Source organism: Listeria sp. MAN/IMW/UF464 (assembly GCF_058683955.1).
In genome coordinates this window covers 1,059,562-1,081,890 of the sequence record NZ_JBZWZP010000001.1, presented here as the reverse complement: position 1 = coordinate 1,081,890, position 22,329 = coordinate 1,059,562, and the positions used below count along the sequence as shown (strand labels likewise).

Genomic DNA, 22,329 nt, shown 5'->3' with positions numbered 1-22,329 from the left:
AATCATGTGCTTTTTCTTACAATAGTATTCTTTAAGGTTACGAAAATGTCATGTTTTTATAAATCGTTAATTTCTTTACGATCACTTGTTTTGCTTAGCTTTCCTTCTCGGCTTTGAAGTTCTTGTTTAATATCTTCTAATGGAATGTCTTTTTCGGCTAGAAGGACGAGTAAGTGGTATGTTAGGTCGGTTATTTCTGAAATGAGCTCTTCATTATTGTTTTTGGCCGCGATGACGACCTCAGTAGTTTCTTCGCCGACTTTTTTTAGAATTTTGTCTAATCCTTTTTCGAACAAGTAGTTGGTGTAGGAGCCTTCTTTTGGTTGAGTTTTGCGAAGTTTGATTTCTTCATATAAGTCACTAAGCATTTAAAAGTCCTCCTTTATAAGGTTGAAAAAACAGCTTTTTTTGCCGGTATGACATGCTGGGCCAGTTTGAATCACGCGAATAAGCAAAGTGTCATTATCACAGTCGGTCCAAATTTGTTTTACTTTTTGGGTGTGCCCACTGGTTTCGCCTTTATTCCAAAGTTCATTTCTCGAGCGTGAAAAAAACCAAGTATAGCCAGTTTCAAGTGTTTTTTGGTAGCTTTCTTGATTCATGTAGGCGAGCATTAAAACTTCGCCATTTTGGTCATCTAAAATAATCGTTGGGACTAATCCTTTAGAAAAATCAACGGTATTCATGGGCGAATGTTCACTCCTTTTTCAAGTAAAGTAGCTTTGACGTTTTTGATACTAAGTTCACCGTAATGGAAAATACTGGCAGCGAGTGCGGCGGTTGCGTTTGTTTGTTCAAAAACTTCTACCATATGGCTCGCATTACCGCATCCTCCTGAAGCGATAACTGGGACGGAGACAGCTTCGGAAATTGCTTTTGTGAGTGGAATGTCATATCCGTTTTTCGTACCATCACCGTCCATGCTTGTTAACAGAATCTCACCGGCGCCAAGTTGAGTCGCTTTTTTGGCCCATTCAATAGCATCTAAGCCAGTGTCATCTCGTCCACCTCGAGTGAAAACATGCCAATTGGAGCCGTTCCATTTAGCGTCAATTGCGACTACAATGCATTGGTTTCCAAATTTGTTAGCACCTTCTTGGATAAGTTCGGGTCTTTTTATTGCGGCGGAATTAAGCGATATTTTGTCTGCTCCTGCTTGAAGTAATTCTTTCATATCATTCACGCTATTTATACCTCCGCCAACTGTCAGTGGAATAAAAACTTGTTCTGCCGTTCGTTCCACAACATCTATCATCGTTTGGCGTAGTTCAACAGTTGCAGTAATATCGAGGAAAACAAGTTCATCGGCTCCAGCTTCATTATAAGCTTTGGCAATTTCGACTGGATCACCTACATCCGTTAATGAAACAAAATTAACTCCTTTAACTACGCGTCCAGCTGTAACATCAAGGCATGGGATGATTCGTTTAGTAAGCACTTTGTTCCACCTCCACTATGTCTGACATCGAAATATTTCCGTTGTAAAGGGCTTTTCCAGCAATTGCTCCGTATAATCCGAGTTCACTAAGGGCTTCTAAATCAGCGCGACTGCTAACGCCACCAGAGGCAATTAAATTGATTGTAACGTGTTTTTGAAGTGCGGCCATCTGTTCTAAATTCGGACCAGTTAGCGTGCCATCGCGGCTAATATCTGTATAAATAATGGTTTCAACATCCATCGCTTCCATTTGTTTGGCTAAATCTAAAAAGCTTACTTGACTGATATTTAACCAACCACTCGTCGCAACAAAGCCGTTTTTTGCATCGATGCCAGCTGCGATTTTAGAGCCGTATTTTTTCACTGCTGCTTGTAAAAAGTCTGGGTCTGTTAGTGCGGCTGAACCGATAATAACTCGGTCAATACCGGACTCAAGGTAATAATCAACTTGCGCCATACTACGAATACCGCCACCAACTTGGACCGGCACCTTTGCAGCTTTTTTCATTTGTTGGATAATTTCTAGATTAACGGGACGACCTTCTAAAGCTCCGTCTAAATCAACAATGTGCAAATAGGTGGCGCCGCTTTTAGCAAATGATTTAGCTTGGGCAATCGGGTCTTCATTTACAATTATTTTTTTGGAAAAATCACCTTGGAAAAGCCGGACGCATTGTCCATTTTTTAAATCTATTGCTGGGAAGATTTGCATGATTTAGTGACCTCCTTAAACCCTTTTAAAATTTCAAGCCCGATTTGACCGCTTTTTTCTGGGTGAAACTGGGCGCCGTAAATATTGCCTTTATTTATCATACTTGGAACTTCAACAGAATAACCGCTAGTTGCAATAATGTATTCGTTTGGACAATTTGCATAGTAGGAATGGACGTAATAGACATATTCACCGCCGAGTTTTTTAGTGAGTGGGGTGCTGCGTTTTATTTCAAGTTGATTCCAGCCCATGTGCGGAACGGCAAATCCAGGTTCGTCTGGTAGTTTTTCGATATGTCCTGGAATGAGACCGAGTCCTTTAGTAAAGAGATGTTCGTCACTTGATTCAAGTAGCAGTTGCATACCAAGACAAACGCCAAGCATCGGTTTGCCAGATTCTGCCATTTCTTTTAACGTCACATCCAGACCACGCCGACCTAGTTCTTGCATCGCTTCTGGAAAAGCTCCGACTCCTGGTAAAATAACGCCATCCGCTTGCAAAATTTCCGCGTGGTTGCTAGAAATTTTATTTTGAAGACCAATAAAATCAAGTGCTTTGCTGATGCTCTTCGTGTTTCCTGTATCATAATCAATAATAACAATCATTTACAGGACTCCTTTAGTAGAATTTACACCTTTTATTTCAGGGTTTATTGTGAGTGCTTCGCGAAGAGCACGACCAAATGCTTTAAAAAGTGCTTCAATTTTATGATGTGTATTTTTACCATAAAGGACGCGAAGATGAAGGTTCATTTCTGTGTTAAAGGCAACTGCTTGGAAAAATTCTTCTACTAACTCAGTGTCAAAATCGCCAAGCTTAGGATTTGTTAATTCGGCGTCAAACACAAGATAGGAGCGACCGCTTAAATCAAGTGCGCAAAAGCCAAGTGATTCGTCCATTGGCACATAGGAAGAGCCGTAACGGTTAATACTGGCTTTATCAGAAAGCGCTTCTTTTAAACAAAGACCCAGTGTAATGCCGACGTCTTCAACTGTATGATGTGCATCAACATATGTATCGCCGTCTGCTTTTACATTTAAAGTAATTCGGCTATGTTTGGCAAATAACGTTAGCATATGGTCTAAAAAGCCGACACCAGTTGATATAGTAGAAGCCGCTTGTGAATCTAGGTTAAGTGACAGTTCAATAGAAGTTTCTCCGGTAATTCTTGTTTTACTTGCTGATCTCATTTAATTTTCCTCCTTAAAACGAATTTGGATGGCTTTGGCGTGGGCATCTAGACCTTCTTTACTTGCAAGGAGCACGATAGCATCTTTTTCTTTTGCAAGAGCTTCTTTTGTATAAGAAATAAAAGCTGAACGTTTCGTAAAATCTTCTACGCCAAGTGGAGAGAAGAATTTGGCGGTTCCGCTTGTTGGTAAGACGTGATTCGGTCCAGCAAAATAATCGCCAAGTGGTTCAGATGCATAGTTTCCTAAGAAAATGGAGCCGGCGTTTTTAATTTGGTAAAGGTAGTTCATTGGGTTTTCAAGTTGTACTTCTAGATGTTCTGGAGCGATTTCGTTCATTATATGGAACATTTCCGCAGTGCTCTTTGTGATAATAATTTTTCCGTGGGACTCGGTAGCTTCTTTAGCAATCGCTTTTCGAGGTAGATTTTCAAGTTGTTTATTTAGCTCGATTTTTGTTTGTTGGGCAATTTTTTCACTGGTTGTAATTAAAATAGCACGGGCTAATGTATCGTGCTCTGCTTGAGAAAGTAAGTCGGCTGCGATAAAGGCGGGTTTAGCTGTTTCATCAGCGAGCACGACGATTTCAGATGGACCAGCAATCATGTCAATATCGACTAAGCCAAACACTTCACGCTTAGCAGTAGCCACATAAACATTCCCAGGTCCGACGATTTTGTCTACTTTAGGAATGGATGCTGTACCGTAAGCTAGGGCAGCGATTCCGTGCGCACCGCCAACTTGATAAATTTCATCGACGCCTGCCAAATTTGCGGCTGCTAAAACATGTGGGTTAATACCGTTTTCGCTAGGTGGTGTAATCATTACAATTCGTTTTACACCGGCAATTTTGGCAGGGAGGACGTTCATTAAAACAGAGGACGGATAGGCTGCTGTACCGCCTGGAACATACACGCCAACTGTTTCTAGTGGGCGAATTATTTGTCCGCGAATGACACCATCTTTTTCACTATCCAAGAAAGCTGATTGTTTTTGCTTATTATGGAAGCTTTCTATGTTTGCTTTTGCTTCTTTAAGTGCTTCAAGGAAGGCGGGATCGACTTTGTTGGTGGCTATTTGGATGTCGCTGTTTGGGACGCGCAATTCATTTAGTTCAACGCCATCGAACTTTGCCGTATAGTCGAACAAGGCTTGATCCCCAGTGCTTTTTACTTGTTCAATAATTGCTTTTACTTCGCTTGCGATTTGGTCAGAGGTATTACTTGAATTTTCTGCTATCAGTTCGTTTAGTATTGCCTCTGTTGTTCCTGTTAAAAATTTCATCGTGGCCTCTCCTCCTTTATCGCTTGTTCTAATTGATCAATTAATTGGAAAATTTGTGTTTTATTTTGTTTTAAGGAAGCTTTATTAACAATCAGTCGGGCGGAGATAGGATACATTTTTTCATAAATAACTAAGCCGTTTTCTTTTAAAGTGGAGCCGGTTTCGACAATATCAATGATAGCGTCAGCGAGTCCAAGTACTGGAGCAATTTCGACCGAGCCTTCGATTTTGATGATTTCGACATCTTCGCCTTTTTCACGGAAAAATTTAGAAGAAACAGCTGGGTATTTGGTTGCGATAATTTTCCGGCGGTAGCTACTTGGATCAAAATCAGGAGTAGAAGCTAGGCAAAACTGACATTGACAGATTTCAAGATCGAGCATTTCGTAATGCGATTTGGAGGCTTCCATTAGAACGTCTTTACCAACAATGCCAATATCCGCAACGCCGTGTTTTACATAGGTCATAACGTCAACAGCTTTTACTAAAATAAAAGAAATTGGTTGGGTGCTACTATGGAAAATCAGTTTTCGCTTTTTATCATTCATAGAAGAACAATCAATACCCGCTTTTTCTAAAAGTGCGACCGCGTCTTTCTCGAGTCGACCTTTTGTTAAGGCGATTTTTAAAGCTTTCATTATTCCGCCTCCTTATGAAAAATAGTTTGGATACTATCGCGCGCAACGTGAACGACAGTCGGAATTTGCCATTTTTCCGCAAAAGAGATGGCATTTGTTGGAGTTTCAAAAAAACTTAATTCGCTGTTCGGTGTTTCTTGCATGAGTTTTTCAGCTTGTTGGATTGCATCTAGGTCGTAGTGGATTAAAAGCGTTGTTGGCGTTTGTTTTTTGATGATGCCAGCGCGGTTTTGTAGGGTTGTGAGGGAGTCGAGATTAAGAGCTAAACCAACTGCTGGAGAGGAAGAGCTGGTGAATTGTTCTAGTAAGTGATCGTAACGACCGCCACTTAAAAAATTATCAGCAGCAAGGTCGGCATATCCTCTAAAAATAATACCAGTATAATAATGAAAATCTTGCACGAGTCCTAAATCGACACTAATATCTGCTGCGTAAGAAACAGCGTCCACGATAGTTTCCATTTCAGTTAGTGCCGTCAAAATTCCTTTATCGGTCGTTAAATTTTTAGCTTGTTTTAAAATAGTCGTTGCTGGGCCAAATAAGCGTGGTAAGGCGAGAATAAAATCATCGAGCGTACTTGGATTCTCGGTAACAAATTGTTGAATGCCAGTGAGACTTTTATTTTGAATCAGGAGACGAAAATCCATTTCAGCAGTTTCAGGTAGGTTTAAAAGATGGATTACACGTCTATAAATCGCCGCATGACCAAGTTCAATTTGAAAATTCGGAATTTCTAGAGCATTTAAAACGCCAATCCCACTTAAAATACATTCAATTTCTGCTTTGATGGAAGGATAGCCAATGATTTCAATTCCGGCTTGTGTTTGTTCGTTTTGTTCGCCGCCAAAGTCTTCATTTGCACGAAAGATTTTTCCGCTATAAGAAAGTTTTAGAGGGAGTGTAACACCAGTTGTACTAACGACTCGACCAATTGGAAGGGTCATATCTGGCCTAAGTACCGTCAAGCGACCTTTTTCATCAAAGAAGCGATATAGTTTGGCATCAGCTTGATGTTCAGAGGAAAAAACATCTTCAAATTCGATAACAGGTGTTTCAATACGCTTAAATCCACGTTTCGCAAAATAATGATTCACTTGTTGCTCAATCTGGTATGAGGCCCGTGCTTCGCGAAAGAGCTTATCACGAGTTCCAGTTGGCAAGTTCTTGTTTAAGTTCATCTGGTTAGCTCCTTTACAATATTTTAGTTTATTAGCATATTAGCACGTTAAAGCGTTTTTGTAAATGATGAATAGAAAAATTGTTTCATATGGTATAATTAGTGTACCATTTAGAGTACTTAGGGAAAAGAATTTTGAAAGAGGGTTGAATATGAAAAGAGACGGGCATACGCATACCGAATTTTGTCCACATGGCACGCATGATGATGTGGAAGAAATGATTTTAAAAGCGATTGAACTGGATTTTGATGAGTATTCTATAGTTGAGCACGCGCCGCTTTCGAGTGAATTTATGAAAAATACTGCGGGAAACCAAGAAGCTGTCACAACGGCAAGTATGTCGATGAGTGATTTGCCTTATTATTTTAAGAAAATGAACCAGATGAAGAAAAAATATGCGAGTGACTTATTAATACATATTGGGTTTGAAGTGGATTATTTAATTGGTTATGAGGATTTCACGCGAGATTTTTTGAATGAGTATGGACCGCAAACGGACGATGGTGTGTTATCGCTGCATTTTTTAGAAGGCCAAGGTGGCTTTCGTTCGATTGATTTTACAGCGGAAGATTATAATGAAGGAATTGTGCAATTTTATGGTGGATTTGAACAAGCGCAACTTGCTTATTTAGCAGGTGTCAAACAGTCAATTGAAGCGGATTTAGGAGCTTTTAAACCGCGGAGAATCGGACATATTTCGCTGTGTCAGAAGTTTCAACAGTTTTTTGGAGCAGACGGGCGTGATTTTACAGCGGAAGTTATCGCAGAATTTGAGGCGATTCTTGCTTTAGTGAAAAAACGGGGTTATGAGCTTGATTTTAATACGGCGGGATTATTTAAGCCACTTTGCAAAGAAACCTATCCACCGAAAGAAATTGTGACTTTAGCTCGAGCGTTAGAGATTCCATTTGTTTACGGATCCGATTCACACGGTGTTGCTGATATTGGTCGTGGCTACGACGCTTATTGCCAAAAATGATCTTTCATTTTGACATGTCCGTTTTCTTTAAATGTAACCCCTTCTGACAGTAGTAGTTCACGCTGTTCTTCCCAGTTCGGGACAAGTCGGCCAGCTGCATTTACGACCCGATGGCATGGTGTGATTTGGTCACGCTTTGAATGCTTCAGTGTAGCACCAACTAGTCTGGCGTTTTTTGGAAAGCCAATCATATAGGCGATTTGACCATATGTAGTCACTTTGCCGCGTGGAATTTGGCGTACGACCGTATAAACACGTTCTTCAAAATCTGCTGGAACCATTACATACCTCCGTTTGTTCATAATAAATTTAGTATACAGGAAATAGTTATTTTATAAAAGTTAGGATGATTAGTAAATGCCAGATTTTTCTTACGCAAAAATTACGAAACTCGTGGTCCATTTTGCTGGAAATAAAGCGAGAGAAGAAGGAACAGAAGTATCAGCGAATGTACTTCAAGATATTGGCTCAGAAATGAACCAAACCTTGGCTTCTATTTTCTTAGAGCCATTTACGAAAGACGATTATTATCAATTTTCTCATGAAACAGATTTGGATTTTAATGAGGTCCGGACTTTTGCGGCAAATATGTTTGGGGCGGAAGAAGAGTTTTTAGATGAATCTAAGAAAATTTTAGAGCATTTATATAGTGAAACAACCCACCCGAATATTAAAAGTGGTGATGTATGGATTTTCTTTATTGAGGGTTGCGTAGTTGATGGAGATTTTACGAATGGTATTGGCATCTTCAAAGTTGAAAATAAAGAAGTTTTTCTGAAAAATGATTTTAATGGTAGCGAGTTCCAGATTGGTTATGATAAAGGTATTACAGGGACGGACCTCGATAAAGGTTGTTTGATTTTTAATGTCGACCATGATTCAGGGAATAAAGTTTTGATATTAGATCGGCTTAACCGCGGGGATTCTGTTTATTGGAAAGATAAGTTTTTAAGTATTGATAAAATAACAGATGAAAAATTTTATACAGAAGGATTTGTGGAAGTTTGCACGGACTATATTAAACAACGGGAAGAGTCGCTGCTTGATAAATCGAATTTTGTGAAAGCGACGAGCGAATATTTGGCAGGGGAAGAAACGTTAAATATCGCTGAATTTGCTCGTACGACAATTGAAAAACCGGAAGAAATTACCGAATTCAATACAATGGTAGATACTTTCGAACGAGAAAACAATGTCCGTTTTCCGGAAACATTCCAATTAGATGAAGAAAAACGTGAAAAACTATCGAAAAAAATTCGCAAAACAATTAAACTTGGAAAAAATATTTCAGTTGTCGTGAAAGACTTAGAACAATTGGAAGAAACTGATTTTGTCCAAGGCTATGACGAGGAAAAAGGAAAAAACTACATGATTGTTTATTACGATTAAAAGAAAAACCGGGGATTCCGCATCCCCGGTTTTTTTGCTGTCTAAACGACAAACATAAAGTACAGTATAAATAGAACCATCATCACATACATAATTGGATGCACTTCTTTATAACGACCTTTAAGTACCATTGTAATTGGGTAGAAAATGAAACCAATCGCGATACCAGTTGCAATAGAGAAAGTAAGTACCATCATTAAGATAACGAAAAACGATGGAACAGCTACTTCAAATTTAGTCCAATCAATATGAGCGACATTGCCAATCATTAAAATCCCTACGATCACAAGCGCTGGAGTCGTAACCGCACTTGTAATGACACCAAGAAGCGGCGAGAAGAATAGTGACAGTGAGAAACAGATAGCAATAACGACAGCTGTTAAACCTGTTCGACCACCAACCGCAACACCGGCAGTTGATTCTACATAAGAAGTAGTTGTTGATGTTCCAAAAATCGCTCCAAAAACCGTTGCCAGCGAATCGGAAAACAGCGAACGACCTGCACGCGGGATTTTATTATCTTTTACAAATCCAGCTTGAGTCGCAACCGCAACAAGTGTCCCCGCAGTATCAAAGAAATCAATAAAGAAAAATGTCAAAATAACAATGAGCATTTGTGGTGTGAAAATATCTGGCAAGTGAATAATTGCTTGACCAAACGTTGACTCCATACTTGGTACAGAAGAAACAACTTGAGTTGGTACGTCAATTAATCCAAATAACATTCCAGCAATGGCGGTTGTTGCCATCCCAAAGAAAATCGCACCTTTCCAACCAATTGTCATATAAGCTACAGTTATAATAATCCCAAAAACAGCAAGTAACACGGGACCAGAATGTAAGTCACCAAGCGCTACAATCGTCGAATCATTTGGTACGATAATTCCAGCATTTTTTAGTCCTAAAAAGGCGATGAAAAAGCCAATTCCAGCTCCAACGGCAAATTTTAGTTCAGTTGGAATTGCATTAACAATTTTTTCGCGTAGTCCTGAAAGTGTTAAACAAATAAATACTAGACCAGAAACAAGTACGCCAGCTAGTGCAGTTTGCCACGGGATACCCCACTGCGCACAAACCGTATAAGCAAAAAACGCATTTAATCCCATACCAGGAGCGAGCCCGATTGGGTAATTAGCGATGAGCCCCATTGCAAGTGAACCAACGACTGACGCAAGAATCGTTGCCACAAAAACAGCTTTTAATTCCATTCCAGTTGTTGCAAGCATAGATGGGTTGACGAAAAGTACATAAGCCATCGATAAGAAAGTCGTTAGCCCCGCGAGTATTTCTGTCCGAACAGTCGTCTTGTTCTCGCGTAGTTTGAAAAATTTATCCATTAAAAAAAGCCTCCCTATTTATGTTGTCGCACATAACGGAAAGAGCCTAGGTAAAAAAGGGAATAATAAATAAAAATAGCAAAAAAATCCCTATTAAATTTTACAATAGCTCGTAGCCTGGCATTTTACGGTTGCCTGGTAGAAACGAACGGTCCATATTACCGAACTTATACGACTTTATTATTGTAGCGGATTAGCCGATTTTTGGCAATACATGAATGAAATAAAAATAAAAAACAAACTTTTACATAAATAAGTTTATACTTTTAAAAAAATAAGGTATAATAAAATCAAATAATAGTTGGAGGTAAAAAAATGACTTATAAATTTCCGGATAATTTTTGGTGGGGAAGTGCAGCATCAGGCCCACAAACAGAAGGCGCAGCAAATGTAGATGGCAGAAAACCGAGTATTTGGGATCACTGGTACAAAATCGAACCAGGTCGTTTCTTTAACGATGTAGGGCCTACGAATACATCTAATTTTTACTATCAATATAAAGAAGATATTGCTTTAATGAAACAAACAGGGCATAATTCTTTCCGTACATCGATTCAGTGGTCACGCCTTATTCCAGATGGTATTGGCGAAGTGAATCCAAAAGCGGTTGATTTTTACAATCGTGTTATTGATGAAATGCTTGCAAATAATGTTGAACCATTTATGAATTTATATCATTTTGATATGCCAATGTCGATGCAAGAAAAAGGCGGTTTCGAAAGCCGTGAAGTAGTTGATGCATATGCTACTTTTGCAAAAACTTGTTTTGAATTATTTGGAGACCGTGTGAAACATTGGTTTACTTTTAATGAACCAATTGTTCCTGTTGAAGCAGGTTATTTATACGATATGCACTATCCGAATGTCGTTGATTTTAAACGCGCGACACAAGTGGGGTACCATACTACTTTAGCTCATGCGCTTGCTGTGAAGGAATTCCACGCACTTGAAATTCCAGAAGGCCAAATCGGTATTATTTTAAACTTAACACCGTCATATCCAAGAAGCCAAAATCCAGCTGATTTAAAAGCGGCTCATATTGCGGATCTAATTTTCAACCGTAGTTTCCTTGACCCAGTAACAAAAGGGGAATTCCCGGCTGACCTTGTAGAAATTATTCGCGAACATGACGCGCTTCCAGAATATACGGAAGAAGATTTGGCGATAATTAAAAACAACATTATTGATATTCTTGGTGTAAACTACTATCAACCGCGTCGTGTGAAAGCGAAAGAATACGCAGCCCACCCGGATGCGCCATTTATGCCAGAACATCTCTTTGATAATTATGAAATGCCTTACCGCAAAATGAATCCATATCGTGGTTGGGAAATTTTCGAAAGAGCGATTTATGATATTGCGATTAATCTGCGCGATAACTACGATAATATTCCATTCTTCATTTCTGAAAATGGTATGGGTGTAGAAGGCGAAAGTCGCTACCGTAATGCAGATGGAATGATTGAAGACACGTACCGAATCGATTTCATTAAGAGTCACTTGAAATGGCTGCATAAAGCAATTGAAGAAGGTTCTAACTGTCATGGTTATCATCTTTGGACATTCATGGATTGCTGGAGCTGGGCGAATGCTTACAAAAATCGTTATGGCTTAGTAGAAGTAGATTTGGACAATGATTTCAAACGTACTGTAAAAGCTTCTGGTCATTGGTACAAAGAACTTTCAGAAAACAATGGTTTTGAAGACTAAATGTGATAAAATAAAAGTATTATGTGTAAAGAGGTGAACTTCCGTGGCTCAGAACCAGACAAAATATAGCTTTATTGCTGAAGAAATCCGCAAAAGAATTATGAATCACGCCTATCCGCTTAATCAACCTATTCCTGATGAGATAACTTTGGCGAAAGAGTTTGATTGTAGTCGAATGACAATGAAAAAGGCGCTTGAAGTACTTGTACTTGAAGGCTTACTATATCGTAAACGCGGGCATGGTACTTTCATTATCAAATCGGCGCTGGACGCGGACCGTTTGCAGATTCATAACCAAGAAGTAAATGGTTTCACTAAACTTTTGAACGGCAAGAAAGTCATTAGCAAAGTAATTGAGTTTAAAGTCATTTTTCCAACAGAAGAAATTGCGGAACGTCTTCATATCGAAATGGAAACACCAATCTATGATATTCTTCGTGTTCGGCTAGTGAAAGATGAGCCGTATGTGCTAGAACATACGTATATGCCGGTTGGGGTTATCCCAGGTATCAATCAGCAAATTTTAGAAGGTTCGATTTACTCTTATATTCAAGATGAACTGAACCTAAAAATTGCTAGTTCCTACAAACAAATTCGCGCGGATAAAGCGACACTGCTTGATCAGCAATACCTCGACTGCGCTTCTGATGACCCCGTTGTCGAAGTAGAACAAACCGTTTATTTAAACAACGGTCTCGCGTTTGAGTTTTCCAGATCGCGCCACCGTTATGATAAATTCGTGTTTACTACCGTTAATATTGCTAGACGTTGAAAAGACGCTAAACAAAGTGAGCAATCATTTTGTCTAGCGTCTTTTTTGAATATCTAAGCAGTTTAAGTTCAATTCTATACAAAAGAATGGGTTTGTTCACAAAATAGACATATTTACACGATTGATAATAATTTAGGATTCTTGTATAATATTTAACCCAATTACGCACAAATTTTAAATATAGTTCTACCGTTTAGGCTATATGGAACTGTGGAAAGAAATAATATTACTCCTAGTATAAGATTATTTAAATAGTTTAAAGAAATCATTTTTGTTCACAAAATTGACACATTTCACCTCGTTGATAATGTTTTTTGCCTAATATATAATTGTTGAGCTCAATTAAGTGCAAGATTAGTACTCCTTTTGATAGGAGTGTGAGCAGTTAAAATGAGAAATTAGTTATATGAGGAGGGATAGTACTATGAAGAAAAAATACTTTCTTTGCGTATTCGCAGTAATATTATTTTTCACAGGTTTTCTTTTTGGAAATTCACCGGTGAATGCTGCTGAAACTGATACAAGCAATGTGACGTATAATTACATTGATATCAGCACATTAACAGAAACGCAAAAAAATAGTATTATCAAAGGAAATCCAAACGAGACACTTACAAATGATTATGAAAATTATTCCTTTGTGTATCAAAAAAACACATCAGAACCAACTACAAATACAGATAATACTTCTGACAATAATAAAAATCAAAATGGGACACTATTAAAAGCGGGAGATGTTGGCCCAAATAGTTATTTAATCATCCTAGGGTTTATTTTATTCGGAAGTGGTATTGGACTTCTTACATTGAAAAAAAGACACGCCAGACAGCTGCTAGTATTTCTTGTTGTCCTTGGCGGTAGTAGTTTGTTAGTTGGGTCGATTGTCCAAGCAACAGAAAATAGTAACTTAAAAACTCAAGAATCTCAAACAGTTGCAAAAGGAACGAAAGAAACGAAACAACCCGAATCAATGGAAGGGTATACGTATGTAGGATATATACACACAAGTAAAAATAATACACCGCCCGTAGTTGAAAAAGGGACTGTAACTGTAAACTATCAGGATGAACAAGGAAATTCACTGGCGACTAGTGAAACACTCGAAGGCGACATTGACCAACCATATCAGACTGCAACGAAAAATATTGAGGGATACCAATTAAAAGAAGTGAACGGGAATACAACAGGAACTTTTACAGAAAAAGCGCAAGTTGTTACTTATGTTTATCAAAAAGTGCCTGTAGCTACCGTAACTGTTAAATACCTCGATCAAGATGGAAACAAAATCCATGATCCACAAACAATTAGCGGTAATATTGGCGAACCATATGATGCTTCAACAGATAAATACAAATTACGAATTGAGGGATACACATTAGATACAACGAAACTGCCAAACAATGCAAATGGTACTTTCACTAATCAAGCTATAGAAGTAACGTATATCTATACGAAAGAAGCGCAAGATGTTAAAATAACAATTAAATTTGTTGATAGCAATGGGGATCCATTTGTTTTAACGGATTTAACAACTTATAAAAACGGCGATTTAGTACCTATTTATCCTAATTTAGACCAATATCATATGAGATTAAATTACAATCAAGAAATTTATAATCAAGGTGAAGCGGTGCCTGATATTGTTATTCCAGCTAAAGAAGGGGAAACATATTCGTTACCGGAAAGAATGACCTTTAATATACTGGATGATCAAGGGAAACAAATCCCCTACGTTATTTCGCAAAATGCCGATCTCAGTAGTACCGGGATTGAGAGGTGGGAAAACTACCAAAGTATACCAACCAATCGCGAAGGAACACTGACTAGCGAAGATGTGGTGGTTACGTATCAGATACTTGTTTATGGGGTTATGATTCCTGAGCCATAAGTAAATCAAATTATTCGATAATAAAAAAGCAATCTCGTCTAGAGATTGCTTTTTTAAATACGTTCTTTACGTCCACGAAATGCCCTAATACTATGATTGAATACTTCCGAGAGCATTAACCCCGCTGCTATAGCGCCAGCAACCACTGTTACTTGTACAGAAAAGCCAATCGCTTCCGTATAATCACCTAACACAAAATTACGCACGGCTTGGTAAGCGAGGCCCCCGGGAACGAGTGGCACAATTCCTGGAACATTGAATATTGTAATCGGCATTTTTTTATATTTTGCAAAAAAGTGACTCAGCACAGCGACGACGAAAGCGCCGGCGAGGGAAGACGCCCCTGTCCCAGAATCCATTTGCATCAAAGTCCAATAAGCCATCCAGCCAAATGTTCCTGTAATACCGCAAGTATTCAGCGCTCTTTTTGGCACGTTTGTAATAATCGCAAACGTCACAGTCGCAACATAACTCAGCACTAATTGAATAATAATAGTCCAAACTAAATCCATTATAGCGCCTCCTTTATAAGAAAAAGCGGAAAACAACCGCGATTCCAATTCCTATTGCACAAGAAGTAAGTAGCGCTTCCGTTCCGCGTGCCATTCCACTAAGTAAATGCCCAGCAATCAAATCTCGAACCGCATTCGTAATCGGTACCCCGGGAACAAGCGGCATCACGCCACCAATAATCATCGTATCTAAATTAATTCCCCAACCAATCGAAATCGTCAAAACAGCTAAAAGCCCAACACTCAATGAAGCTAAAAATTCCGCGAGAAACTTTACCTTCATAAAAATCTGCGTGTAGTAAAAAATGATAAAACCAATCGCACCAATGATACAAGTTGGAATAAAATCAAACCAACCACCGCCAAAAATAACCATCAACGATCCACTAACAAGCGAGGCCGCAATAATTTGCAACCAAATAGGAAAGTAGCGAACATCTTTATCTAAATTAACGAGTTTTGTATGTAATTCTTTTAAGGAAATTCTCTTTTCAGCGAAATCCCTGGAAAATTCATTGACCATAGATACTTTTTCTAAATTAATTGTTCTTGTTGGGATTTGCTGTAATTGTACATTACGCTCACCTTCAAGTGACATAAAAAGCCCAGTTGGCGTCACGAAACTAATCCCTTTTTTATTACTAGCGATGGTGGCGATGCGGTTCATAGTATCTTCCACACGATACATTTCTGCACCACTTTCCATCATTATTTTACCGGCCATCAAACATGTTTCCAGTAAATAATCTGTTGTTTCATTCGACATAACTAAGCACCTCCAACCCTTTAGTACTTCTCAATCGTAACGCAATCAATCCAAAAATTCTAGTAGGAAGGGCGCTTTTTTTGAATTCACGATTGTTTCAATGTAATTTGGGGTAAATATTTGATAGTATGGTAGATATAGATTCGGAAAGGATAAGGATTATTTTGGCAAATATTGAATATGAAATCATAGAAGAAATAGGCGTATTATCCGAAAATGCACGTGGTTGGCGGAAGGAATTAAACAAAGTCAGCTGGAACGGTCGTCCGCCTAAATATGACATCCGCGACTGGTCAGAGGATCATGAAAAAATGGGAAAAGGGATTACACTAACTGATGAAGAGGCAGAAGCACTAAAAAAACTGTTAGATTAAGGGCTGGTGTAAAGAATGAAAATGTATGCGTATGATATTTATGAGCCAATTGGGAGAAAAGATGGGGAGATTTTTCCAGTGATATTCGCACTTCACGGTTTTGGTGGAGACGAACTTGATATGGCGGGCCGATTAGAATTATTAATGGACCGCTTTGTAGTAGTTTCTATGCGTGGTGATGTGGAATATGGACCAACTTATGGATTTTATCATATGGTAACAGAGGGCGATCCAAATGCGCGTGAGGTTGATTATACAAGCTTACGGGTAGCAGAATTTATCGATGAGGTTTGTAATGATTATGTCTCCATTGATAAAAATCAAATCTTCCTTGTTGGATTTGATCAAGGAGCCGTTTTAACAATCTCTATAATGCAAAGTTATGGAGGGCAATATAAAGCTGCTGCGCTACTTAGTGGTCGTTTGCCACATTATTTGGAAGAAAGACCCGCTAATTTAATGTTAAAAGATAAACGTATTTTTATCGGTCATGGCATTGAGGATGCAGTTATTCAAATAGCCGAAGCAGAAGAAATTGCTCAGTTTTTCCAGAAAATGGGTTGTAATGTAGAAAAACATAGTTATTTTGTAGGCCATAATGTTAACGAAGCTGAAGAAGACGACTTATACAGCTGGTTTGAAAGTTTCTTGCCAAACCAAAATCAGCCAGTAAAAAAATAATAACAAAACAGCGACCAAGCAATTGGCCGCTGTTTTTTATTTATCCAAAGTGAGGAAAAGAACTTTTAAATAATTCCCTTCAGGAAAGTTTTTATTTACTGTGAAGTCTGCTGGAAGTGAGTGCGTTTCGACAATTTTATAAGTGCGATCGCTTGTTTGAAAAGCTTCGGCAATTAGTTTTTTAAATGCTTTCATCCCAAATCCGGCGTAGTTTGTAGAAGCAATAATGGTGCCATTTGGAGCAGTAATATCAATGATTTCACGGAGCATAGCTGGGTAATCTTTTGCAGCGCGGAAGGTTACTTTTTTAGTGCGCGCAAAGCTCGGTGGGTCAACAACGACTAAATCAAAAGTTAGTTTTTTCCGTAAAGCATATTTAAAATAGTGAAAAACATCTTCTACGATAATATCCTGAGAATTTGGATCTAGTCCATTTACTTCTAACTGTTCTTTTGTTTTACTAAGTGACCGTCCAGCAACATCCACACTGGTGGTTTTACTAGCACCACCAAATAGAGCTGCTACGGAAAACGCTCCAGTATAAGAAAAAGTGTTTAGGACGTTTTTGGAAACAGCATAATCTTCACTTATTCTTCTCCGTACGTCTCGCTGATCAAGAAAAATTCCAGTCATCCAACCATCATCTAAATAAGTAGCGAAGTTAATGCCATTTTCTTTAATAATCAGCGGGAAAGTAGCTTTTTGACCAGCGACAAAATCATCTTTTGTATCTTCTTGAAAACGTCTTTTTTCGTAAATACCTTTAACTTCTGGAAAAGATAAGAAAATCTCTAAAATCATTTTTTGGAAAGAGTATACGCCGAGGCTATACCACTGAATCACAAGGTAGCCGTCATAAAAGTCAGCAGTGAAGCCGCCAAAGCCATCACCTTCACCGTTGAAAATCCGAAAAGCTGTAGTTGAATCATCTGCAAATAAAAATTGACGCTTTTCGATAGCTGCTGTAATTACAGTTGTTAAAAAGTCCTCATCAAGTTGCTGTTGTTTATCCCAGGTGAAAAGCCAGCCATCGCCTTTATTTTGTTTTCCGTGATACCCACGAGCTATAAATTGACCATTCGTATCTATTAATTCTACTAGATCGCCTTCTTGTAAATCTTTTGGCCATTTTTCGAAACGTTCTTTTAGAATTAAAGGATAGCCTTCTTTATAGCCTTTTGTAAACTTAGGAAATAGTTTTAGTTTTATCGAGTTTTTCATCATGCACCGTCTTTCATTAAGATAAAATTTCCAACAAAAAACCTGTGAAGCGAACTTCCTGCTCCACAGGTTACTTTAAATTATTAATTAATTATACGCGACCGAATCCAACTAGGAATTTACCCCAGCCAGCGCCGTGGATATTATCATACTTAACGCCATTGTCTTGCGCGTTAATCATTTGACCATTACCAACGTAAATACCAACGTGAGAAATTCCGCTACCATAGTCAAAGAATACTAAATCACCAGGTTTTGCTTGTGATTCGGAAATTCTTGTAGTGCTAGCGTATTGTGCGCCAGAAGTACGTGGAAGAGAAATTCCAGATTTAGCGAATACATATTTAGTGAAACCGGAGCAATCGAATGTAGTTGGTCCGTTACCACCCCAAGAGTAAGCTTTTCCAAGATGTTTTTGAGCTTCAGCGATTAAAGCACTTGCGCTCGCATTGTTAGTGGAACCTTGGTTTGTGTTGGTATTCGTGTTTGTATTAGTGTTCGTGTTAGTATTTGTGTTTGTGTTTTTTGATGGTGTGCTTGCATTTGTATTGTTGTTTGTTTTATTTGTGTTAGTAGACGGAGCAGGAGCTGGTTTCGCAGCTTGAGTTGGTGCTTTAGTAGTTGTTTGTTGTTCCGTTGCAGTTTCTTTTTTCTCAGTAGTAGCAGTATTCGCATTTGAATTTTCTTTTACTGCTGGAGCTGTTTGTTTTTCAGCTGCAGGAGCTTGAGTTTTTGTTTCTGCTTTTGGAGCTACTGTTTTAGTTGGTTGTTTAATAGCTAATTTTTGACCTACATAAATAGAAGAAGAAGATAAATTATTCCATGACATAATATCTTGAACAGAAACACCGTACTTCACGGATAATGCCCAAATTGTGTCGCCGCTTTTAACGTTATGTGTAGTAGCGTTTTGGTCTACTACTGGAGCTTCTTTAGTTTCTGCTGCTTTTGGTGCAGGAGCAGTTTGTTGTGTAGTTGGTTGTTTTACTTCTGTTTTTGCTTCTGTAGCAGGTTTAACTTGTTGTGTCGTTTCTTTTTTCACTTCTTGTTTAACAACTGGAGTGCTAGTTGCTTTGTCTGTTAAGTATTTACCGTTAACGTAACCAGTTTTTCCATCATTGTAAGTAATTTTGTGCCAACCATTTGATTCTGTTGTTTCAACAGTTACTTTAGTTCCACCTTTAATGGAAGTAAGAATGCTGTGGTCAACTCCAGCGCCAGAACGTACATTAAGCCAAGTTGCGCTAACAGATTTCTCTGCTTTTTCTTCAGTAGCAACCTCGTTTACTTGTAGTTTTTGACCTGGTACGATTTTATCAGTGGTTAAATTGTTTGCTTTTTTAATGGCGTCAACAGTAGTCCCTTTGCTCTGAGCGATACCCCAAAGTGTATCTCCAGCTTCAACTACTACTGTGCTTGCGGATGCGATAGTTGGTGCAGCAAATGCTGTAACCGCAATCCCAGCTGTAGCCGCGATAGTTGCTTTTTTCATATTCATAAAACTCCTCTCTTTTTTTCAGAAAATCTCAGTACGCAATTAGTAATTGAGAATTAATTTTATAGTGATTAATACTTAGTTTACCCAGTTTTTACGCAAAAAACAAATGGATAAAAGCTGTTATAAGAAGAGATAACGGACTATACCAACTATTTGTAATGAAACTGTAACAATTAAAAAGCGAACGTGCATTCTTAGGGCTTGAGATGTACTGCTGGGGAGTCCTTTAAGGTGTAAGTAAGATGTGAACAAAAAGCAATAACTTTCGCTATGGGAAACCTATTGCTTGTTGTTAATAGAAAAATTTAATACATTTGTAATATTATTCTCATCAGTTTTTCCTTTTTTCTAAACCTGAAATAAATTGCCAGATGACTTTGTGTTATTCTATAATAGAAGGTATGGAGGATATTATATAATGAGACAGAATTATGATGATCGCAAAATTGTGAAACAGTATCGAGAAATAGCCCGTCAAATCGTTAGAAAAGAGGGCTTATATAAAAATATGGACCAAGATGAACTTCGCGAACAAACGAATTTTTGGCGCGAAAAATTCAAGACAAAACCAATGACTGAACGAGATAAGATTAATATTTTTGCATTAGCAAGAGAAGCGGCAAGTAGAATTATTGGTTTGGATGCCGTGGTCGTTCAATTAATTGGTGCGCTTGTTCTTGGTGATGGCAAAGTGGCAGAAATGAAAACCGGTGAAGGTAAAACATTGATGTCTTTATTTGTGATGTTTATCGAAGTGATGCGTGGCAACCGTGTTCACCTTGTTACTGCGAATGAATATTTAGCAAGACGGGACCGGGAAGAAATCGGACAAGTGTTAGAATATCTAGGTATTTCAGTTGCTTTAAACGAATCTGGTTTGGATAAAGATCAGAAAAAAGCGATTTATACAGCAGATGTCATTTATGGAACAGCTTCTGAATTTGGTTTTGATTATTTACGTGATAATATGGTCCGTCAAAAAGAAGATAAGGTACAAAGTGGACTTGATTTTGTTTTAATCGATGAGGCAGATTCCATTTTAATAGATGAAGCAAGGACTCCTTTACTTATTTCTGATCGTAAAGAAGAAGATTTATCGCTTTATCAAACGGCAAATGAACTCGTGCAAACGATGATGAAAGATGATTATGAAATAGAAGAACATAAGCGTTTTGTCTGGTTGAATGATGCGGGAATTGAAAGAGCTCAAAAGTTTTGGGGTGTTGAATCACTTTATTCCGCGGAAGCACAGGTGGAACTTCGAATTACAATGCTTCTAATGCGTGCTCATTTTTTGATGCATAAAGACAAAGACTATGTCGTTCTTGATGGGGAAGTTTTAATTATCGACCCGCATACTGGTCGCGCGCTTCCAGGTCGTCGCTTTAATGATGGACTTCACCAAGCTATTGAAGCAAAAGAAGGCGTGGAAGTAAAAGAAGAATCGCGCACGCTTGCGACAATTACAATTCAAAACTATTTCCGGATGTATAAGAGACTCTCTGGTATGACAGGTACGGCGAAAACCGAAGAAGAAGAATTTCGGCAAATTTACAATATGGATGTTGTCGTTATACCAACAAATTTACGCGTCAATCGTGAAGATATGCCCGATGACATTTTTTATACGAAAAAGGAAAAAGGAAGAGCGATTGTTTATGAAGTTTCTTGGCGTTATGAAAAAGGTCAGCCAACACTAATCGGAACTTCTTCTATTAAAAGTAACGAGTGGATTAGTAGTCTGCTTGATGCTGCAGGAATTCCTCACCAAGTTTTAAATGCTAAAAACCACGCCCAAGAAGCGGAAATTATTGCCAAAGCCGGGAAACGTGGCATGGTAACTTTAGCAACGAATATGGCTGGACGAGGAACGGATATAAAGTTAGATCCGGATGTTCATAAACTCGGTGGATTAGCAGTAATCGGGACAGAACGCCACGAGAGTCGTCGTATTGATTTACAGTTAATGGGGCGTTCAGGTAGACGTGGTGACCCCGGTTTTAGTAAGTTTATGATTTCATTAGAAGATGATTTATTAGAGCAGTTTGAAAGTAAGAGTTGGGAAAAACTGTCTACGAAACTTAAGCGTAAAGCACCTCGTGATGGAAAACCTGTTAACTCGCGTAAAATTCACTCTGTCATTGTAGATGCTCAAAAACGTTTAGAAGGTGCAAATTACGATATTCGGAAAGATTTGCTTTCTTACGATGAAGTAATCGATTTACAACGGAAAATGGTTTATAAAGAGCGCGATCAACTGTTAGAACGAAATAAACTAGGTGTTTCTTCTGAAAAAATTCTTCGAGAAGTCGCGGAATATTCATTTATTCATCCACTTGAACTTGAGGAAGAAGAGCTGGAGAAATACTATAGTCGTCAAAAAGAATTACTTGGTGGCACTAAATTCCCAATTTCCTTCGATCAAGTGACATTAATGGACCCAGTTGAGGTTGTGGAAGAAATAGTTGCTTGGCATAAGAAAGAACGTAATAAATTCCCAGTTGAAACAATTACTGCAATTGAAAAAGAAGTGTATTTAAACTTGATGGACCAAATGTGGGTAATGCATCTTGACGCTATGGTTCAATTACGGGAAGGAATTCATTTACGCGCATATGGACAGCAAGATCCGCTCGTTATGTATCAAAAAGAAGGTGCTCAATTATTTGAGAAATTCCAAGCTGACTATCATTTCTATTTTGCACATGCTTTACTTGAATTAGATCCAGATGGATTGATTCAAGGATAAATTACAACTTACG

The 22,329-nt window shown here is 38.4% G+C and carries 23 protein-coding genes and 1 riboswitch; of the genes, 8 read left to right on the top strand and 15 right to left on the bottom strand.

The genetic code is table 11. From position 1 onward, the window contains the following. Window positions 1-56 precede the first annotated feature (56 nt). Genes hisE through AC4PG0_RS05470 form a run of 9 tightly spaced genes read right to left on the bottom strand, consistent with a single transcriptional unit; the run spans window position 57 to window position 6,440 of the window. Window positions 57-368 (bottom strand): phosphoribosyl-ATP diphosphatase, encoded by a 312-nt coding sequence (gene hisE / locus AC4PG0_RS05510; protein ID WP_010990491.1) that lies wholly within the window; start codon window positions 366-368, stop codon window positions 57-59. Then, entirely contained in the window at window positions 369-686 is a 318-nt protein-coding gene (gene hisI / locus AC4PG0_RS05505; protein WP_003760704.1) for a phosphoribosyl-AMP cyclohydrolase, read from the bottom strand. After that, complete coding sequence (gene hisF, locus AC4PG0_RS05500; RefSeq protein WP_185484789.1) at window positions 683-1,438, bottom strand: imidazole glycerol phosphate synthase subunit HisF; 756 nt, start codon at window positions 1,436-1,438, stop codon at window positions 683-685. The genes hisI and hisF overlap by 4 nt, the downstream gene beginning before the upstream one ends. Continuing rightward, window positions 1,428-2,150 carry a 1-(5-phosphoribosyl)-5-[(5-phosphoribosylamino)methylideneamino]imidazole-4-carboxamide isomerase gene (gene hisA, locus AC4PG0_RS05495; RefSeq protein ID WP_409353688.1) on the bottom strand — a complete coding sequence of 241 codons (723 nt, stop codon included), beginning with the start codon at window positions 2,148-2,150 and terminating at the stop codon, window positions 1,428-1,430. The genes hisF and hisA overlap by 11 nt, the downstream gene beginning before the upstream one ends. Continuing rightward, window positions 2,129-2,755 carry an imidazole glycerol phosphate synthase subunit HisH gene (gene hisH / locus AC4PG0_RS05490; RefSeq protein ID WP_409353687.1) on the bottom strand — a complete coding sequence of 209 codons (627 nt, stop codon included), beginning with the start codon at window positions 2,753-2,755 and terminating at the stop codon, window positions 2,129-2,131. Before hisH ends, hisA begins: the two co-directional genes overlap by 22 nt. Continuing rightward, window positions 2,756-3,340, bottom strand: coding sequence for an imidazoleglycerol-phosphate dehydratase HisB (gene hisB / locus AC4PG0_RS05485; RefSeq protein ID WP_492167363.1), 585 nt, complete (start codon window positions 3,338-3,340; stop codon window positions 2,756-2,758). Then, window positions 3,341-4,624 carry a histidinol dehydrogenase gene (hisD, locus tag AC4PG0_RS05480; protein WP_492167364.1) on the bottom strand — a complete coding sequence of 428 codons (1,284 nt, stop codon included), beginning with the start codon at window positions 4,622-4,624 and terminating at the stop codon, window positions 3,341-3,343. It lies immediately after the preceding gene. Continuing rightward, window positions 4,621-5,262, bottom strand: coding sequence for an ATP phosphoribosyltransferase (hisG, locus tag AC4PG0_RS05475; RefSeq protein ID WP_492167365.1), 642 nt, complete (start codon window positions 5,260-5,262; stop codon window positions 4,621-4,623). The genes hisD and hisG overlap by 4 nt, the downstream gene beginning before the upstream one ends. Then, the gene (locus AC4PG0_RS05470; RefSeq protein ID WP_492167366.1) at window positions 5,262-6,440 is read right to left on the bottom strand and encodes an ATP phosphoribosyltransferase regulatory subunit; all 1,179 of its coding nucleotides are present in this window, start codon (window positions 6,438-6,440) and stop codon (window positions 5,262-5,264) included. Before AC4PG0_RS05470 ends, hisG begins: the two co-directional genes overlap by 1 nt. A gap of 151 nt (window positions 6,441-6,591) precedes the next feature. Between AC4PG0_RS05470 and hisJ the strand changes: the two genes are divergently transcribed. Beyond that, a complete protein-coding gene (gene hisJ / locus AC4PG0_RS05465) occupies window positions 6,592-7,419 on the top strand; it encodes a histidinol-phosphatase HisJ (RefSeq protein ID WP_194321379.1) in 828 nt (275 codons plus the stop codon). Here the strand turns inward: hisJ and AC4PG0_RS05460 are convergent. Then, window positions 7,404-7,700, bottom strand: coding sequence for an MGMT family protein (locus tag AC4PG0_RS05460; protein WP_003760717.1), 297 nt, complete (start codon window positions 7,698-7,700; stop codon window positions 7,404-7,406). The genes hisJ and AC4PG0_RS05460 overlap by 16 nt on opposite strands. Window positions 7,701-7,776: 76 nt before the next feature. Here AC4PG0_RS05460 and AC4PG0_RS05455 point away from each other — a divergent pair, with 76 nt between their 5' ends. After that, window positions 7,777-8,808, top strand: a complete 1,032-nt coding sequence (locus AC4PG0_RS05455) for a nucleoid-associated protein (protein ID WP_003760718.1) — start codon at window positions 7,777-7,779, stop codon at window positions 8,806-8,808. Between the two features lie 41 nt (window positions 8,809-8,849). On the opposite strand, the gene AC4PG0_RS05450 is transcribed toward AC4PG0_RS05455, so the two are convergent. Then, the gene (locus AC4PG0_RS05450; RefSeq protein ID WP_112120102.1) at window positions 8,850-10,145 is read right to left on the bottom strand and encodes an NCS2 family permease; all 1,296 of its coding nucleotides are present in this window, start codon (window positions 10,143-10,145) and stop codon (window positions 8,850-8,852) included. 93 nt (window positions 10,146-10,238) lie between these two features. After that, window positions 10,239-10,340: riboswitch (purine riboswitch) on the bottom strand. A gap of 120 nt (window positions 10,341-10,460) precedes the next feature. Here AC4PG0_RS05450 and AC4PG0_RS05445 point away from each other — a divergent pair. The 3 genes from AC4PG0_RS05445 to AC4PG0_RS05435 all read left to right on the top strand — a co-directional run bounded on the left by AC4PG0_RS05445 (window position 10,461) and on the right by AC4PG0_RS05435 (window position 14,515). After that, the gene (locus tag AC4PG0_RS05445; RefSeq protein ID WP_003770725.1) at window positions 10,461-11,855 is read left to right on the top strand and encodes a glycoside hydrolase family 1 protein; all 1,395 of its coding nucleotides are present in this window, start codon (window positions 10,461-10,463) and stop codon (window positions 11,853-11,855) included. 43 nt (window positions 11,856-11,898) lie between these two features. After that, window positions 11,899-12,627: a GntR family transcriptional regulator gene (locus tag AC4PG0_RS05440; RefSeq protein ID WP_033533339.1), complete on the top strand. Its 729-nt coding sequence runs from the start codon at window positions 11,899-11,901 to the stop codon at window positions 12,625-12,627. Between the two features lie 424 nt (window positions 12,628-13,051). Then, window positions 13,052-14,515 carry a MucBP domain-containing protein gene (locus tag AC4PG0_RS05435; RefSeq protein WP_045554412.1) on the top strand — a complete coding sequence of 488 codons (1,464 nt, stop codon included), beginning with the start codon at window positions 13,052-13,054 and terminating at the stop codon, window positions 14,513-14,515. Window positions 14,516-14,568: 53 nt separating this feature from the next. On the opposite strand, the gene AC4PG0_RS05430 is transcribed toward AC4PG0_RS05435, so the two are convergent. Together AC4PG0_RS05430 and AC4PG0_RS05425 are read right to left on the bottom strand one after the other, a co-directional pair. Continuing rightward, window positions 14,569-15,027 (bottom strand): threonine/serine exporter family protein, encoded by a 459-nt coding sequence (locus AC4PG0_RS05430; protein WP_185500818.1) that lies wholly within the window; start codon window positions 15,025-15,027, stop codon window positions 14,569-14,571. Window positions 15,028-15,040: 13 nt separating this feature from the next. After that, on the bottom strand, window positions 15,041-15,793 hold the full coding sequence (locus AC4PG0_RS05425) for a threonine/serine exporter family protein (RefSeq protein WP_003729317.1): 753 nt from the start codon (window positions 15,791-15,793) through the stop codon (window positions 15,041-15,043). A gap of 164 nt (window positions 15,794-15,957) precedes the next feature. Between AC4PG0_RS05425 and AC4PG0_RS05420 the strand changes: the two genes are divergently transcribed. Further along, window positions 15,958-16,167 carry a YdbC family protein gene (locus tag AC4PG0_RS05420; RefSeq protein WP_003760724.1) on the top strand — a complete coding sequence of 70 codons (210 nt, stop codon included), beginning with the start codon at window positions 15,958-15,960 and terminating at the stop codon, window positions 16,165-16,167. 21 nt (window positions 16,168-16,188) lie between these two features. Then, window positions 16,189-16,848, top strand: a complete 660-nt coding sequence (locus AC4PG0_RS05415; RefSeq protein WP_010990500.1) for an alpha/beta hydrolase — start codon at window positions 16,189-16,191, stop codon at window positions 16,846-16,848. Between the two features lie 36 nt (window positions 16,849-16,884). Here AC4PG0_RS05415 and AC4PG0_RS05410 read toward each other — a convergent pair whose 3' ends face one another. Both AC4PG0_RS05410 and AC4PG0_RS05405 read right to left on the bottom strand, forming a co-directional pair. Then, a complete protein-coding gene (locus tag AC4PG0_RS05410; RefSeq protein ID WP_033837921.1) occupies window positions 16,885-18,069 on the bottom strand; it encodes a class I SAM-dependent rRNA methyltransferase in 1,185 nt (394 codons plus the stop codon). A gap of 91 nt (window positions 18,070-18,160) precedes the next feature. Next, window positions 18,161-19,561, bottom strand: coding sequence for an invasion associated endopeptidase (locus tag AC4PG0_RS05405; RefSeq protein ID WP_492167368.1), 1,401 nt, complete (start codon window positions 19,559-19,561; stop codon window positions 18,161-18,163). A 424-nt stretch (window positions 19,562-19,985) separates the two neighbouring features. Here AC4PG0_RS05405 and secA2 point away from each other — a divergent pair, with 424 nt between their 5' ends. Continuing rightward, the gene (gene secA2 / locus AC4PG0_RS05400; protein ID WP_003770737.1) at window positions 19,986-22,316 is read left to right on the top strand and encodes an accessory Sec system translocase SecA2; all 2,331 of its coding nucleotides are present in this window, start codon (window positions 19,986-19,988) and stop codon (window positions 22,314-22,316) included. Window positions 22,317-22,329: the final 13 nt, after the last annotated feature.